The sequence below is a fragment of the Streptomyces sp. 6N223 genome, assembly GCF_052246635.1.
GTDB lineage: Bacteria > Actinomycetota > Actinomycetes > Streptomycetales > Streptomycetaceae > Streptomyces.
Genome location: NZ_JBQQCA010000003.1, coordinates 234891 through 250363 on the forward strand (window position 1 = coordinate 234891; position 15473 = coordinate 250363).

13 protein-coding genes are annotated in these 15473 nt (G+C 73.9%); 11 read left to right on the forward strand and 2 right to left on the reverse strand.

What is annotated here, in order from left to right; all coding sequences use genetic code 11:
• Nucleotides 1-122: 122 nt before the first annotated feature.
• Complete coding sequence (locus ACTWQH_RS04045) at nucleotides 123-893, reverse strand: hypothetical protein (protein WP_443284895.1); 771 nt, start codon at nucleotides 891-893, stop codon at nucleotides 123-125.
• 219 nt (nucleotides 894-1112) lie between these two features.
• Here ACTWQH_RS04045 and ACTWQH_RS04050 point away from each other — a divergent pair, with 219 nt between their 5' ends.
• From ACTWQH_RS04050 to ACTWQH_RS04080, 7 genes are all read left to right on the forward strand, one after another.
• On the forward strand, nucleotides 1113-2354 hold the full coding sequence (locus ACTWQH_RS04050; RefSeq protein WP_443284925.1) for a kynureninase: 1242 nt from the start codon (nucleotides 1113-1115) through the stop codon (nucleotides 2352-2354).
• 70 nt (nucleotides 2355-2424) lie between these two features.
• On the forward strand, nucleotides 2425-3234 hold the full coding sequence (locus ACTWQH_RS04055; protein ID WP_443284896.1) for a MerR family transcriptional regulator: 810 nt from the start codon (nucleotides 2425-2427) through the stop codon (nucleotides 3232-3234).
• The gene (locus tag ACTWQH_RS04060; protein ID WP_443284897.1) at nucleotides 3231-3851 is read left to right on the forward strand and encodes a hypothetical protein; all 621 of its coding nucleotides are present in this window, start codon (nucleotides 3231-3233) and stop codon (nucleotides 3849-3851) included. Before ACTWQH_RS04055 ends, ACTWQH_RS04060 begins: the two co-directional genes overlap by 4 nt.
• Before the next feature lie 39 nt (nucleotides 3852-3890).
• Nucleotides 3891-4616, forward strand: coding sequence for a class I SAM-dependent methyltransferase (locus ACTWQH_RS04065; RefSeq protein ID WP_443284898.1), 726 nt, complete (start codon nucleotides 3891-3893; stop codon nucleotides 4614-4616).
• 379 nt (nucleotides 4617-4995) lie between these two features.
• A complete protein-coding gene (locus tag ACTWQH_RS04070) occupies nucleotides 4996-6921 on the forward strand; it encodes a glycoside hydrolase family 3 protein (protein WP_443284899.1) in 1926 nt (641 codons plus the stop codon).
• A gap of 28 nt (nucleotides 6922-6949) precedes the next feature.
• Nucleotides 6950-8239: an exo-beta-N-acetylmuramidase NamZ family protein gene (locus ACTWQH_RS04075; RefSeq protein ID WP_443284900.1), complete on the forward strand. Its 1290-nt coding sequence runs from the start codon at nucleotides 6950-6952 to the stop codon at nucleotides 8237-8239.
• 9 nt (nucleotides 8240-8248) lie between these two features.
• Complete coding sequence (locus ACTWQH_RS04080; RefSeq protein ID WP_443284901.1) at nucleotides 8249-9898, forward strand: serine hydrolase domain-containing protein; 1650 nt, start codon at nucleotides 8249-8251, stop codon at nucleotides 9896-9898.
• Here the strand turns inward: ACTWQH_RS04080 and argG are convergent, their stop codons facing one another.
• A complete protein-coding gene (argG, locus tag ACTWQH_RS04085; protein ID WP_443284902.1) occupies nucleotides 9899-11359 on the reverse strand; it encodes an argininosuccinate synthase in 1461 nt (486 codons plus the stop codon).
• Between the two features lie 167 nt (nucleotides 11360-11526).
• Here argG and ACTWQH_RS04090 point away from each other — a divergent pair, with 167 nt between their 5' ends.
• The 4 genes from ACTWQH_RS04090 to ACTWQH_RS04105 all read left to right on the forward strand — a co-directional run bounded on the left by ACTWQH_RS04090 (nucleotide 11527) and on the right by ACTWQH_RS04105 (nucleotide 15462).
• Nucleotides 11527-11847: a hypothetical protein gene (locus tag ACTWQH_RS04090; RefSeq protein ID WP_443284903.1), complete on the forward strand. Its 321-nt coding sequence runs from the start codon at nucleotides 11527-11529 to the stop codon at nucleotides 11845-11847.
• A gap of 147 nt (nucleotides 11848-11994) precedes the next feature.
• A complete protein-coding gene (locus ACTWQH_RS04095) occupies nucleotides 11995-13323 on the forward strand; it encodes a DUF2252 domain-containing protein (protein ID WP_443284904.1) in 1329 nt (442 codons plus the stop codon).
• Nucleotides 13324-13498: 175 nt separating this feature from the next.
• Entirely contained in the window at nucleotides 13499-14506 is a 1008-nt protein-coding gene (locus ACTWQH_RS04100; RefSeq protein WP_443284905.1) for a LacI family DNA-binding transcriptional regulator, read from the forward strand.
• Nucleotides 14503-15462, forward strand: a complete 960-nt coding sequence (locus tag ACTWQH_RS04105) for a carbohydrate ABC transporter permease (RefSeq protein ID WP_443284906.1) — start codon at nucleotides 14503-14505, stop codon at nucleotides 15460-15462. Before ACTWQH_RS04100 ends, ACTWQH_RS04105 begins: the two co-directional genes overlap by 4 nt.
• Nucleotides 15463-15473: the final 11 nt, after the last annotated feature.

A 15473-nucleotide genomic window follows, 5' to 3' on the forward strand; every position in this document is an offset into this window, starting at 1 on the left:
CCGGCTCTCGACTCTCGACTCTCGACTGCGACGAACCGGCGCGATCGCGGCCCGTTTCGGTGCCGTGCGTCGCACTGGTCGCGATCAAGAACGCGCCGGCCGCACGCCGCCAGCCCGGAGGGTTACCCGCCATGCTTCCCCTGCGCGTCCGCGCCGGGCGCGCTCGGCGCCCCGCCCAGCAGGTTGTCCAGCCGCCGTTCCACGCCGCCCCACCGGGCGTTGTGCTTCCGGTGCCGCCGCTCCGCCCGGGCCGCGGCGCGGGGGCGGCGGCGGTAGGCGCGCTTCGCCCACCACGACCCGGGCCGGGCCAGCCGCACCGCGCCGACCAGCGCCACCAGCGGGACCAGCACGCCGAAGAGCGCCGTGCGCGCCTTGCCCTTGGCGAGGGCGACCAGGACCAGCACGAAGTTCCCCAGCAGGGTGGAGATGACGCTGGCGCGGTCCTGCTGCTCCTCCTCGCCCAGGTCGTTGACGCCCAGCGGGGAGGCCCCGGCGAGCAGGAAGATCAGCAGCGCGGCCGTGATGACGACGACCTCCACGCTCTTCTGGCCCTGCTCGGACCAGTACACGTCCTGCATGTAGAGCATCAGCGCGAACTCGTCCAGCACCAGCCCGGTCCCGATCCCGAACGCCACCGCCGTCGCCCCGGCCACCCACCCCCGGCCCCCGGCGGCCACCCCGCCGAAGCCGCCGACGCACATCAGGACCACTCCCGGCACCATGTGGTGCACGTGCGCCCCGCCCGGGGCGACGTCGTGAAACGGGCCGCGCCCGGCCCGGATGCTCCGCGTCACGAAGCGCGTCGCCAGGAAAGTCACGATGAACGCCGTGATCGCCAGCAGCAGCGGCAGCTTCCCGGGCTCGACGATGTTGCGATACCACCAGTCCTCCATGGCCCGGCAGCATCGGCCAGCCGACCCCGCGACGGCGGGCGGCGCGCCGCCTCACCGCTTGCGGATCACTCTGGTGCTGAGCCACCGCACCAGGTCGCCGCCAGGTGCACGGCCGCCTGCGCGGCACGTCGACGTGACCACCCCGTCGGCGCCCCACGCCCCGAGGCTCGTGCGAGGGTGAGGCACGTGACCACGCCATCCACGCCCTCCACGCCACCCATGCGACCGACCCGCGAGGCGGCCCGGGAGCTCGACGCCGCGGACCCCCTCGCCCGCTTCCGCGAGGAGTTCGCCCTTCCCCCCGGCGTCATCTACCTGAACGCCAACTCCCTCGGCCCGCTCCCGGCGGCCGTGCCCGGGGCGCTCGACGACGTCGCGCGGCGGCAGTGGGGCGAGCGCCTGACGCGGGCGTGGAACGAGGACGACTGGTGGCACGCGGGCCTGCGCGTCGGCGACCGGATCGGGGCCCTGATCGGGGCGGCGCCCGGGCAGACGGTGGCCGGCGAGTCCACCTCGGTGCAGATATTCAACGCCCTGGCGGGCGCCGCGCGGCTCCGTCCGGGCCGCCGCGTGGTCCTCACCGACGCCGGCCACTTCCCCACCGACCTCTACCAGGCCAAGTCGGTGGCGCGGCTGCTGGGCCTCACCGTCCACGCCGTGCCCGCGACCGAGCTGACCGCCGCCGCCGACCGCCACCGCCGCGACCTCGCCGTGGTCTTCGCCGCCGCCGTCGACTACCGCACCGGCGAGCTGTGGGACATCCCCGGCATCACGGCGGCGGCGCACGAGGCGGGCGCCCTGGCGCTGTGGGACCTGTGCCACGCGGCGGGCGTGGTCCCGGTGCGGGCCGACGCCGACGGCATCGACCTCGCCGTCGGCTGCACCTACAAGTACCTCGGCGGCGGGCCCGGCTCCCCGGCGTACCTCTACGCCGCCGCCCGCCACCACGACGCCCTCGACCTCCCGCTGACCGGCTGGCACGGCCACGCCCGCCCCTTCGCCATGGAGCCCGCCTACGACCCGGCCCCCGGCATCGGCCGCGCCCGCATCGGCACCCCGCCCCTGCTCTCCCTCCTCGCCCTCGAAGCCGCCCTCGCCCCCCTGGAACGCGCCGGCATCGACGCGGTCCACGCCAAGAGCAGCCGCCTGGGCACCTTCTTCCTCGCCTGCGCCGACGCCCTCCTCGACGGCCTCGGCTTCACGCCGATCACGCCCCACGACCCGTCCCGCCGCGGCGGCCAGATCACCCTGCGCCACGCCGAGGCGTACCCGGTGATGGCGGCGTCGAAGGAGCGCGGCGTGATCGGCGACGTGCGCCCGCCGGAGCTGCTGCGCTTCGGCCTCGGCGCCCTGCACCTGTCGCACACCGACGTCTTCGACGCCGTCGAGACGCTGCGCGAGGTCGCGGCCGGCGGGGCGTACCGCGAGGCCCGCTTCCAGCCGCGCGGGGTGGTCACCTGAGGCGTCGCGCGGACGGCCGGCGGACGCCCTCGCTTGACCTTGTCGCGGCGTCAACGTTTCTACTGGCGTCATGCGCATCGGAGAACTCGCCGCCCTCGTCGGCGTCAGCACACGCGCTGTGCGGCACTACCACCGCATCGGGCTGCTGCCCGAACCCACCCGGCGGGCCAACGGATACCGGGACTACAGCCTGCGGGACGCCGTCGCCCTGGCACGGGTGCGACGGCTGTCGGAGCTGGGGCTCAGCCTGGAGGAGATCGGCGACGTCCTCGCCGACGACGCCGGGCGGGAGCTGCCGGAGGTGCTGGCGGAGCTGGACGCGGACCTGGCGCGGCAGGAGACGGAGATCCGGGAACGCCGGGAGCGGCTGGCCGGGCTGCTGCTGCGGGCGGAGGGCGGCGAGGGGCTGCCCGCCGAGGGGCCGGTGTCGCCGGAGCTGGGCGCGCTCTTCGGCGAGATGGCGCGCACCTCGGCCGGGCTGCCCGGGCCGGAGCCGGCGATGGCCGCGAAGGAGCGCGAGTTGCTGGCGCTGCTGGACACCGCCGCCTCCGCCGAGAGCCGGGGGTGGCTTTTGGGCCTGGTGAGCGCGATGGGCTCGGGCGAGGCGGCGATGCGGCGCGCGTACGAGATCTACGCGCGGATGGACGAGCTGGCCGGGGCGGCCGTGGACGACGGCCGGATCGACGGCGTTGCGCGGGCCATCGCGGCGGCCGTGCCGGACGAGGTGGCGCAGGCGGCGGCCGCCGCGGCCGTCCACTGGGACACGGAAGAGGGCGGCGGCTTCGCGGAGGCGTACTTCGCCGACCTCGCCCCCGCCCAGGCCGAGGCGGTGCGCCGGGCGATGCGGCTGCTGCGCGAGCGGGCGGAGCGAGCCCGATGACGCTCACGGCCCTTCTCCGCCTGGCCCGGCACGAGCTGACGCTCTACACGAGCCTGATGCGCTGGCTGTTCCGCCGCCCGCCCCACGGCGTGGACGCGGCGGCCGGCGACTCGGTCATGCCCTACTCCCGGGGCCAGTGGGCGATCTCCGCCATCTTCTTCTTCGTCTCCGTCGTCGAGACCGTGGCGCTGGCGTTCCTCATCCCCTGGCCGCTGGTGCACGGCGTCCTGCTCGCGCTAGGCCTGTGGGGCATCTTCTTCGTCGTCGCGCTCCAGGCCGCCTACGCCGTCCGACCCCACGTGATCGGCGGCGACGGCTCCCTGCGCCTCCGCTGCGGCGCGCTGCTGGAGATCCGCGTCCCGGCCGGGGGCATCGCCGCCGCCCGCCTGGAGCGGCGGTTCCCCGGCAACGGGCTGCTGCGCCTGGAAGAGGACGAGGACGGGGACGGCACGGTGGAGCTGCCGGTGGGCGGCCAGACCAACCTCACCGTCGAGCTCACCGAGCCGGTCACCTTCACCCGCCCGCTGGGCCGGCCCGCCCGCGCCCGCGTGCTGCGCTTCTACGCCGACGAGCCCGGTCCGGCCCTCGCCGTCCTGAGGGGCAGCGCCGTACGGTGAGGGCGAGACGGTGAGGGCGAGGGCGTAGGGTGACCGGCGATGTTCTCTCCCCAAGGGCCCACACTCCGTGAGCTGGCCGTGCAGGCGCTGTCCTCCGTGGAGCGCGGCTACGACCTGCTGGCGCCGAAGTTCGACCAGACGCCGTTCAGGACGCCGGACGTCCTGCTCGGGGCCGTGGCCGAGGCGCTGCGGCCGATGGGGCCCTTCGGCAGGGGCCTGGACCTGTGCTGCGGCACGGGCGCGGGCATCGGCGTGCTGCGGCGGGTGTGCGAGGGGGACGTGGTCGGCGTCGACCTCAGCGCGGGGATGCTCGCGCGGGCCCGCGCGGCGCACCCGGAGGCGGGCGTGCACCTGGTGCGGGCCGACGCCCTGGCGCTGCCGGTCGCCGGCCTCGGCGCGTTCGACGTGGCGGTCAGCTTCGGCTCCTTCGGGCACTTCCTGCCCCGCCAGCGCCCGGCGCTCTTCGCACAGGCGTACGCCGCGCTCCGGCCCGGCGGGCGCTTCGTCTTTCCCGTCGGGGCGCCGCCCCGGGTCGGCTCGCGGTGGTACTGGGCGCTGTGGGGCTTCGACGCGGCGATGCGCGTGCGCAACGCGGTGTGGCGGCCGCCCTTCGTCATGTACTACCGGACCTTCCCGCTGCCCGAGGTCCGCGAGGACCTGAGGCGGGCGGGCTTCGCGGTGGAGACCGTGGCCCTGGACGCCGTGGGCCGCCGCCCGGACGGCAGCCCCCGCTGCCGCCTCGTGGTGGCGCGGCGGCCAGGCTGACCTCTTCGTTCGCGTGTTTACTTCCGGGACGGGCGGGCACTCGGCGCGGCGTGACAGACCGCAGGCCGCCGCCGAGGCCCGAGCCACCGCCGCCGGTGCCTCCCGAGCCCGTGCCGCCGCCCCCGCCGGAGCCGGGGCCGACCCCGCCACCGGAGCCGACGCCGTCGCCGGGTCCGGACGTTCCCGAGCCGCCGCCCGAACCGCATCCGCAGCCCGAGCCGACGCCGCCGCCGGGCCCTCGGGGGCCACGAGGTCCACAAGGTCCACAAGGTCCCTGAAGGAAACGTCCCGCCGCAGAGCCCTTGATTCGACGGCGATTTACGCCACCCTGCTGGGAGCGGCGGTTCCCCCTGTCCCGCTCGCCCCACAGGAGTGCGCGATGGTTCACCCTCACCACGCACGCAACGCCCGCCCCCGCCGTGCCCGCGCCCTTGCGGCGTTCGCCGTGCTCGCCGGGCTGACGCTGGCCGCTTGCTCCGGCGGCGCGAGCGGCACCGCCGGCACCTCGGGCACCGCCGGCGAGCGCGAAACGGCCCCCGGCTCCTCCCACTCCCCCAGCGCCACCAGCCAGGCCGGCCCGACGGCGAACGACGACGACGCCGAACGCCGCCGCTGGGTGGACGCCCGGCTGGCGGAGATGACGCTGGAGGAGAAGGTCGGCCAGCTCTTCGTCACCTACGCCTACGGCGAGACGGCCGGCACCACCCGCCCCCAGGACGTGGCGAACAACCAGGAGTGGCTCGGCGTGAACAACGGCCGGGAGGCCGTCGAGCGCTACCACCTCGGCGGCGTCATCTACTTCGGCTGGTCGGGCAACTTCGCGGACCCCGCCCAGGTGGCCCGCCTCTCCAACGGCCTCCAGCGCGCCGCCCTCGGCTCCTCCCCCGAGGTGCCGCTGCTGATCACCACCGACCAGGAGCACGGCGTCATCACCCGCCTCGGCGCCCCGGCCACCCTCTTCCCCGGCAGCATGGCGCTGGGCGCCTCCGGCCGGGCCGACGACGCCCGAGAGGCGGCCCGCATATCCGGCGAGGAGCTGCGCGCCGTCGGCATCACCATGGACCACGCGCCCGTCGCCGACGTCAACGTCAACCCCGCCAACCCCGTCATAGGCGTCCGCTCCTTCGGCAGCGACCCGCAGCTCGTGGCCGGCCTCACGGCCGCCCAGGTGGAGGGCTACCAGGCCGGCGCGGCCCAGGGCGGCGGGGTCGTGGCCAGCACCAAGCACTTCCCCGGCCACGGCGACACCGACGTCGACAGCCACACCGGCCTGCCCGTGGTCGACCACAGCCTCGCCGAGTGGCGCCTGACCGACGCGCCGCCCTTCCGCGCCGCCATCGAGGCCGGCACCGGCGCCATCATGAGCGGCCACCTCCAGTTCCCCGCGCTCGACCCCTCCGGCGACCCGGCCACCCTCTCCCGGCCGATCCTCACCGGCCTGCTGCGCGAGGAACTCGGCTACGACGGCGTCGTCATCACCGACTCGCTGAAGATGGCGGGCGTGCGGCAGACCTACGCCGACTCCGAGGTCCCGGTCCGGGCGCTGCGGGCCGGGGCCGACCTGCTGCTGATGCCGCCCGACCTGGACCTGGCGTACAACGCCGTGCTGCAGGCGGTGGCCTCGGGCGAGCTGACCGAGGACCGCGTCGACACCTCCGTACGCCGCATCCTGACGCTCAAGCACGAGCAGGGCATCGTCGAGCAGCCCTACGCCGACCTCGACCGCGTCTCCGAGGTCGTCGGCAGCACCGAGCACGAGGAGGCGGCGCAGCGCATCACCGACCACACCACCACCCTGGTCCGCAACGAGGACGGCGTGCTGCCGCTCGCGGCCGAGGGCCAGAGCGTGCTGGTCACGGGCGCGGGCTCGGGCTCGACCGTCGAGAACCTGGCCGCGCGCGTCGGCGCCCGCGACGTGTCGGTCACCAGCCGCTACGCCGGCACCGACCCCGACGACGCGACCATCGCCCAGGTGGTGGCGGCGGCCCGCGACGCCGACGCCGTCGTCGTCACCACCAGCAACGCCGGCGCCAGTCCCGGGCAGGCCGCGCTGGTGGACGCCCTCATCGCCACCGGCGTGCCGGTCGTGACCATCGCCACCGACGTGCCCTACGACATCGGCTCCTACCCCGACGCCGCCACCCACCTGGCCACGTACTCGTCGGTGCCCGTCGCCCTGGAGTCCGCCGCCCGCGTGCTGTTCGGCGAGGTCGACCCGAGCGGAACCCTGCCCGTCACGGTCCCCGTCGCCGGCGACCCCGCCCAGACGCTGTTCCCGCTCGGGCACGGCCTCGGCTACCGATGAGGCCGACGAGGGAGATGACGGAGACGCGATGCGCCGCAGACAGCTGTTGACGACGACCGCCGCCCTGGCACCGCTGGCGGCGACGCCCGCCCCCGCCGTCGCCCTCGCGCCGAGCGCGCGGCGTCCGCGTACGGAGACCGGCGGCACCGTCGTCCGCACCGGCTTCGAGTCGCTGCGCGACAGCGGCTACGCCGCGCTGACCGGGCAGCGCGTCGGCGTCATCTCCAACCCCACCGGCGTCGACCGCGAGCTCACCCACATCGTGGACGTCATGGCCGGCGACGGCCGGGTCGACATCCAGGCCGTCTTCGGCCCCGAGCACGGCTTCCGCGGCACCTCGCAGGCGGGCGAGGGCGAGGACTTCTTCACCGACCCGCGGACCGGCCTGCCCGTCTACAACGCCTACAACGACGTCGCCGCCATGGAGCAGCTCTTCGACGAAGTGGGCCTGGACACCGTCGTGTTCGACATCCAGGACGTGGGTGCCCGCTTCTACACCTACATCTGGACCATGTACCAGGCGCTGGAGGCGGCCGCCCGCCTCGGGCTGCGTTTCGTCGTGCTCGACCGGCCGAACCCGCTGTCGGGCCGCGAGGCGTACGGGCCCGTCCTGCACGCGGAGAACGCCAGCTTCGTCGGCCTGAAGCCCATCGCCCAGCAGCACGGCATGACGGTCGGCGAGCTGGCGCGGCTCTTCAACGACGAGTTCGTCCCCGACGCCACGGCCGGGCGCCGGGCCGAGCTGCGCGTGGAGCGGATGACGGGCTGGCGGCGCGAGCAGCGCTTCACGGAGACCGGCCTGCCGTGGGTGCCGCCCTCCCCCAACATGCCCACCCCCCACACCGCCGGGCTCTATGTCGGCACCGCCCTGTTCGAGGCCTCGGCGCTGTCGGAGGGGCGCGGCACCACCCTGCCGTTCCAGCTGATCGGCGCCCCCGGCATCGACCACCGCTGGCAGGAGGTACTGAGCCAGCACGCGCTGCCCGGCGTTCTCTTCCGCGAGGCGTACTTCGTGCCGGCGTTCTCCAAGTGGGCGGAGGAGGCCTGCGGCGGCGTGGAGGTCCAGGTCAGCGACCCGGACGCGTTCGATCCCATCCTCACCGCGCTGACCATGATCACCGAGCAGTGGCGGTACTTCCCGGAGTACCGCTGGCGCGGCCAGGACGGCGGCAGCAGCTTCTGGATCGACAAGCTGAGCGGCGACACGCGCGTGCGGCTCGCCATCGAGGAGGGCATGGACGCCGACGGCATCGCCGCCATCTGGCAGGAGGACCTCGCAGCGTTCCGCCGCCTCCGCCGCCGCTACCTCCTCTACTGAGAGGGGCCGATGCTCACCGGCCCGCCGGCCACCACCCCCGCCGGCCTCCCCTTCCCTTCTCCCTCCTCCCCCTCCCGCTCCCGGCCCCTGCGCCACGGCACGGCGGGCGAGGCCGGGCTCCTCGCCGACCACGTGGCCCGCATCGCGGAGGCCGCCGCCGCCTTCCCCCACATCCCCGGCTTCGCCCTCGTCGCGGTGCGCGACGGCGTGATCGTCGCCCACGAGGCGCGCGGTTACGCCGTGCGCTACGCCTCCTGGGACGCCGAGGCCGCCGCCCCCGTCGACCTCCCGCCCGCCGACCGGGTTCCGATGGCGACCGGCACCCTCTTCGACCTGGCCTCGGTCACGAAGCTGTTCACCGCCACCGTCGCCGCCCAGCTCCACGAGCAGGGCGTGCTCCCGCTGGACGACCCGGTGGCCCGCCACCTCCCGGCGTTCGCCGCCACCGACCCGGCCAAGGCGGCCGTCACCGTGCGCCAGCTCCTCACCCACCGCTCCGGCCTGCCCGCCTGGCTCAACCTCTACGACCTCCCCGACGACGCCCGCCTCCCCTCCGTCTACGCCTCCGCCCTGTCCCGCGAGCCCGGCAGCGGCCACGAGTACTCCGACCTCAACCTCATCACCCTCGGCGCCCTCATGGAGCGCGTCACGAACCAGCCCCTCGACGCCCTCGTCGCCGAGCGCGTCACGGGCCCCCTCGGCATGCGCGACACCCTGTTCAACCCGCCCAGGGAGCTGTGGCCGCGTGTCGCCGCCACCGAGTACCAGCCGTGGACCGGACGCGGCATGATCCGGGGCACGGTCCACGACGAGAACGCCTGGGCGCTCGGCGGCGTCGCGGGCCACGCCGGGATCTTCTCCACGGCGTTCGACATGGCGGTCTTCGGCCAGATGCTGTGCGACGGCGGGCGGTACGCCGGAACCCGGATCCTCGCCGAGGACACCGTCCGCGCGATCCTCGGCGCCTCGCCCGGCGGCCTGGGCTGGCAGCTCGACCAGCGCTCCTTCATGGACGCCCTCTGCTCGCCCGTCACCGCGGGCCACACCGGCTACACCGGCACGTCCCTCACGGTGGACCCCGTCGCCCGCATGGTCCTCGTCCTGCTCACCAACCGCGTCCACCCCACCCGGGAGCGGAACACCGACAGCGCCTACCGCCGCCGCCCGGCCCGCGCCTTCGCCCGCGCCCTGCCGGTGCGCCCGCCCTCCGGCGGCACGGCCTGGTTCGCGGCCACCGCGGGCCACCTCACCGTCCCGGTGGCCCACGGCGCCCGCGTCGCCTTCGCCCTCTGGTACGACACCGACCCCGAGGCCGGCTCCGGCACCCTCGCCCTCTCCACGGACGGCGCCGCCGCCTGGCGCCCGCTCCCCTTCGCGCTGCGCACGCCCGACGCGAGCCACCGCTGGGAGTCCCCCGGCACCTTCCGCGGCCACGCCGCCCGCCGCTGGCTCGACGCCACCGCCGCCCTGCCCGCCGGGGCCACCCACCTGCGCTGGACCTACCGCACGGACGGCGACGCCGACCGCCGGGGCCGCGGGATCTACGTCCACCGCGTCCGCGTTCACGCCCCGGACGGCCACACCCTCGTCTTCGACAGCGAACGCCCCGCCGACGCCGCCCGCGTCACCGCCGAGGGCTTCCGGCCCTCGGCGGACTAGTCAGTCGTTCCCGGCCTCCATCGCGGCGTGGTCGAGCAGCGCGTCCGCGCCCTCGTCCCCGCCCGCGGCCTCGCCGCGCGAGGCGATCGCCTCCGCGCCGCCCTCGGGCATCGCGCCGATCAGCCCGGTCGAGGCCGCCTGCGCCGCGCCGATCAGCGTCGGCTGCGGGCTGCCGATCATGCCGAGCCCGGCGTACTGCTCCAGCTTGGCGCGGGAGTCGGCGATGTCGAGGTTGCGCATGGTGAGCTGGCCGATCCGGTCCACCGGCCCGAAGGCGGCGTCCTCGGTCCGCTCCATGGAGAGCTTGTCGGGGTGGTAGCTGAACGCCGGGCCCGAGGTGTCGAGGATCGAGTAGTCCTCGCCGCGCCGCAGCCGCAGCGTCACCTCGCCGGTGACCGCCATCCCGACCCAGCGCTGCAGCGACTCGCGCAGCATCAGCGCCTGCGGGTCCAGCCAGCGGCCCTCGTACAGCAGCCGGCCGAGCCTGCGGCCCTCGCTGTGGTAGGTGGCGAGGGTGTCCTCGTTGTGGATGGCGTTGACCAGCCGCTCGTACGCCGCGTGCAGCAGCGCCATGCCCGGCGCCTCGTAGATGCCGCGGCTCTTGGCCTCGATGACCCGGTTCTCGATCTGGTCGGACATGCCCAGGCCGTGCCGGCCGCCGATGGCGTTGGCCTCCAGGACCAGGTCGACGGCGGACGCGCACTCCTTGCCGTTGATGGTCACCGGCCGCCCCTGCTCGAAGCCGACGGTCACGTCCTCGGCCGCGATCTCCACCTCCGGGTCCCAGAACCGCACGCCCATGATCGGCTCGACGATCTCGATGCCGGTGTCGAGGTGTTCGAGGGACTTGGCCTCGTGGGTCGCGCCCCAGATGTTCGCGTCCGTGGAGTACGCCTTCTCCGTGCTGTCCCGGTAGGGCAGGCCGTGGGCCAGCAGCCACTCCGACATCTCCTTGCGGCCGCCGAGCTCGTGGACGAAGTCGGCGTCCAGCCACGGCTTGTAGATCCGCAGGGAGGGGTTGGCGAGCAGGCCGTAGCGGTAGAAGCGCTCGATGTCGTTGCCCTTGAAGGTGGAGCCGTCGCCCCAGATCTGCACGTCGTCCTCGAGCATCGCGCGCACCAGCAGCGTGCCGGTGACGGCCCGCCCGAGCGGGGTGGTGTTGAAGTACGCCCGCCCCCCGGACCGGATGTGGAACGCCCCACAGGCCAGCGCCGCGAGCCCCTCCTCCACCAGCGCCGCCCGGCAGTCGACCAGCCGGGCCACCTCCGCGCCGTACGCGGTGGCGCGGCCGGGCACCGAGGCGATCTCGGGCTCGTCGTACTGGCCGATCTCGGCGGTGTAGGTACAGGGCACGGCGCCCTTGTCGCGCATCCACGCGACCGCTACGGAGGTGTCGAGACCGCCGGAGAAGGCGATCCCGACGCGCTGGCCGACGGGCAGGGAGGTGAGAACCTTGGACACGAGTAGGAGTTTATACATACTCCTGCATGATCATGCAACCCGTTCGCCAACATTCCGCAAGTGAGGCCAAGCGGGCGGCGGTATATCCCGTTGTGGCGCCAGGAGCACGGCCATAGGGTCCCGGCATGTGCCTACGTGTTCGTATGCGTCAAGCGCTCCCGGAAGCGATGCGCGCCCGCGACAAGGCCGCGGTGAGCGCCCTGCGCGCGACCCTCGCCGCGCTGGACAACGCGGAGGCGGTGCCCGTGGACGAAGCCGATCTGCGCGGCCTGGCACTCGAACAGTCACCGGCCGGCGCCGGTGCCACCGAGGCAGCACGGCGTGAGCTGAGCGAGAGCGCTGTGGCGGACATCGTGCGAGGCGAAGCCACCGAACGACTGGAAGCCGCGGCACATCTGACGGCACCCGCCCACGCCGACCGGGTCGCACGGCTCCGCGCGGAGGCCGCTGTGCTGCTTCGCCTTCTCGACGGCCACGGCACCCCGTAGAACTCGAACTGGTCCGCGTCCTCCCGGACCACCCCACGCACGAGGATCGTTTCTTCTTCTTTGCCTGTCCATCGACCGGCCGGCAATCGGGCGTCGATAGGCTCGCCGCGTCCAGCGAGCCGGAGCACGGGGAGAGGCAGGGGCGCCATGTCGTCGCAGGGGTCACAGGGGTCGCGGGAGGAGCGGGGCGAGGAGATACTCGGCGTCCTCGACACCGCCTTCGGGCAGTTGCTGGAGGCGGACCCGGCGGCGTTCCGCGTGAAGTTCCGGAAGATGGCGGCCTCGGCGTTCGCGTTCTACCGTGGGACGGCCTGCCTCTTCTACCACGACATGGAGTCGCTGGACGCGGGGCCGTTCCTGGACGAGCGGACCTCGCGGGTGTGGATCCACGGGGACCTCCACGCCGAGAACTTCGGCTCGTACATGGACGCCAACGGGCGGCTGATCTTCAACGTCAACGACTTCGACGAGGCGTACGTCGGGCCGTTCACCTGGGATCTGAAGCGGTTCGCGGCCTCGGTGGCGCTGATCGGGTACACCAAGGCGCTCAGCGACGAGGTGATCGGCGAGCTGGTGCGGGCGTACGCCGACGCCTACCGCGAGCGGATCGGGGCGCTGGCGGGCGGGGCGAAGGACGACGAGGTGCCGCCGTTCACGCTCGACACGGCGCGGGGGCCGCTGCTGGACGCGCTGCGGGACGCCCGCGCGCGCACCCGCTTCGGGCTGCTGGAGTCGATGACGGAGATCCGCGACTACGAGCGCCGCTTCACGCCCGGCGGCGGCGCGATCCCGCTGGACGCGGCGGTGCGCGAGAAGGTGCTGGCGGCGTTCGAGGGATACCTGGCGACCCTGCCGCCCTCCAACCGCACGCGGCCCGACGCGCAGCGCGTCAAGGACGTCGTCGGCCGGCGCGGGATCGGCATCGGGAGTGCCGGACTGCCCTCGTACAACATCCTGCTGGAGGGCAACAGCGACGCCCTGGAGAACGACGTCGTGATCTACCTCAAGCAGGCGCAGATACCGGCGGTGTCCCGGCACATCACCGACGAGCGGGTGCGCGGCTACTTCCAGCACGAGGGACAGCGCACCGTCATCTCGCAGCGCGCGCTCCAGGCCCACGCCGACCCGTGGCTGGGGTGGACGGAGCTGGACGGCGCCGGGCAGCTCGTCGCGGAGGTGTCGCCGTACGCCGTGGACCTGGACTGGTCGGACATCGACGACCCGGGCGAGATCCGGTCGGTCGTGGCCGACCTGGGGCGGGCGACGGCCACGATGCACGCGGCGGCCGACGACGAGAGCGGGCACTCGCTCGTGCCGTTCTCGACGGAGCGGGCGATCGACGCGGCGATCGGCGGCGACGTCGCGGGCCTGGGCGAGGCGCTGGTGGACTTCGCCCACTCCTACGGGACGCGGGCGCGCGCCGACCACCAGATCTTCGTGGACCTGTTCCGCAACGGGCGCATCCCCGGGCTGTAAATCAGCCAGTAGATCAGCCAATCCGAACGTGGGGCCTTGACGGGCGGGAAACCTCGGCGCAACATCTGTAAACGATTACAGCGACTGGAAACGTTTACAGAAATGGCCACATAGCCGGGCGAAGAGGGGCAACGCGATGTCGGGTGGTGGTGGCAATGGTGGACAGCCGACGATCGTGTCGATAGCGGAACGCGCGGGCGTGTCCGTCGCCTCCGTCTCCCGCGTGCTCAACGGCCTCGGCGCCCGCCGCGACACCGCCGAGCGGGTGCGCCGCGCCGCCGCCGAGCTGGGATACGTGCCGAACGCCGTGGCCCGCTCCCTCAAGGGCGGCCGGACCCGGCAGCTCACCTTCGCCATGCAGGACATCGGCAACCCGGTCTACGTGGCGATGGTCCGCGCCATCCAGAGCGTCACCAAGGCGGCCGGATACCGCCTGCTGCTGCACTCCACCGACGCCGTCGCCGAGGACGAACTCGCCGTCGTCCGCAGCCTCGGCGACCGCACCAGCGACGGGCTGATCATCTGCCCGATCCGCATCACCGACGCGCACATCGAGGCACTCACCAACGCCGCCGGGCCGGTCGTCGTCATCGGCTCGCTGCCCGACGAGGTGCCCGTGGACAGCGTGCGCGCCGACTCGGTCGCCGGCGCCGCCATCGCCGTCCGTCACCTGTACGCCACGGGCCGCCGCCGCATCGCGTTCGTCAACGGCCCCCCCGACACCGTCCCCGGCCACAACCGCGACCTGGGGTACCGGGCGGCGCTGGCGGAGTGCGGGCTGGCGTACGCCGACGAGCTGGTCGTGCACACGGAGTTCGGCATCGAGACCGGGACGGCGGCGGCCGAGAAGCTGCTGGACGCCAGGCCCAAGCCGGACGCCCTCTTCTGCGCCAACGACCAGCTCGCGCTCGGCGCCATGCGCGCGCTGCTGGCCCGCGGCCTGCGCATCCCCGGGGACATCGCGGTGGCCGGGATGGACGACAGCACCCTGGCGCAGGCAGGCTGGCCGCCGCTGACCAGCGTCGACCTGCGCTCCTCCGAACGCGGCCGCCGCGCCGCGCAGTTGCTGCTCGACCGGCTCCACGATCCCGACGGCGAGCTGCCGACCCGTACGACCACCGAGCCGCCGCGCCTCGTCGTGCGCGCCTCCACCGACTCATCCGAAACGAAGAGGTCTCCATGAGCCTGACCGCTCCCCGGGACAGAGCCGTCCCGGGTCAGCGCGGCACCCCGCCGCCCCGGACCCCGGCCCAGCGCAAACGCGCGCTGGGCCTGGACCGGGGCGCGTGGTTCCTCCTCCTCCCCGCCCTCATCCCGATCCTCGTGCTCAGCGTGGGACCGCTGCTGTACGGCGTGTCCCTCGCCTTCACCGACTCGCAGGCGGGCCGCACCGAGCCCACCCAGTTCATCGGCCTGCTGAACCTCACCGACCTGCGCCACGACGACCTGTTCTGGGACTCCTTCCGTATCGGCCTGGTGTGGGCGTTCAGCGTCACCGGCCTCCAGCTGCTGCTGGCGATGGGCCTGGCGCTGCTGCTCAACGAGAACCTCCGCTTCCGCTGGCTGGCGCGGACGCTGGCGCTGGTGCCGTGGGCCATGCCGGAGGTCGTGGTCGGCGTCATGTGGCGGCTGGTCTACCACCAGGACGCGGGCATCCTCAACGACGCGCTGACCCGGCTCCACCTCATCGACGAGAACATCGACTGGCTGACGGACCTCTCCCTCGCCCTCCCCGCCGTCATCGCGGTCGGCGTGTGGGCGGGCATGCCGCAGACCACGGTGGTGCTGCTCGCCGGGCTGCAGAACGTGCCGCACGAGCTGCGCGAGGCCGCCGCGATCGACGGCGCCGGCGTGTGGCGCCGCTTCACCACCGTCACCTGGCCCGCGATCCGGCCGGTGGTCATCGCCATCACCGCGCTCAACTTCATCTGGAACTTCAATTCCTTCGCCCTGGTGTACGTCCTCACCCAGGGCGGGCCCGGCGGCGAGACCCGGCTGCCGATGCTCTTCGCGTACGAGGAGGCGTTCAAGTACGGGCAGTTCGGCTACGCGGCGGCGATGGGCCTGGTGATGGTCGCCGTCATCGCGGTGCTGCTCGCGCTCTTCCTGCGCAACCGGCTGAGGGAGGAGACGGAATGAGCACCGGAACG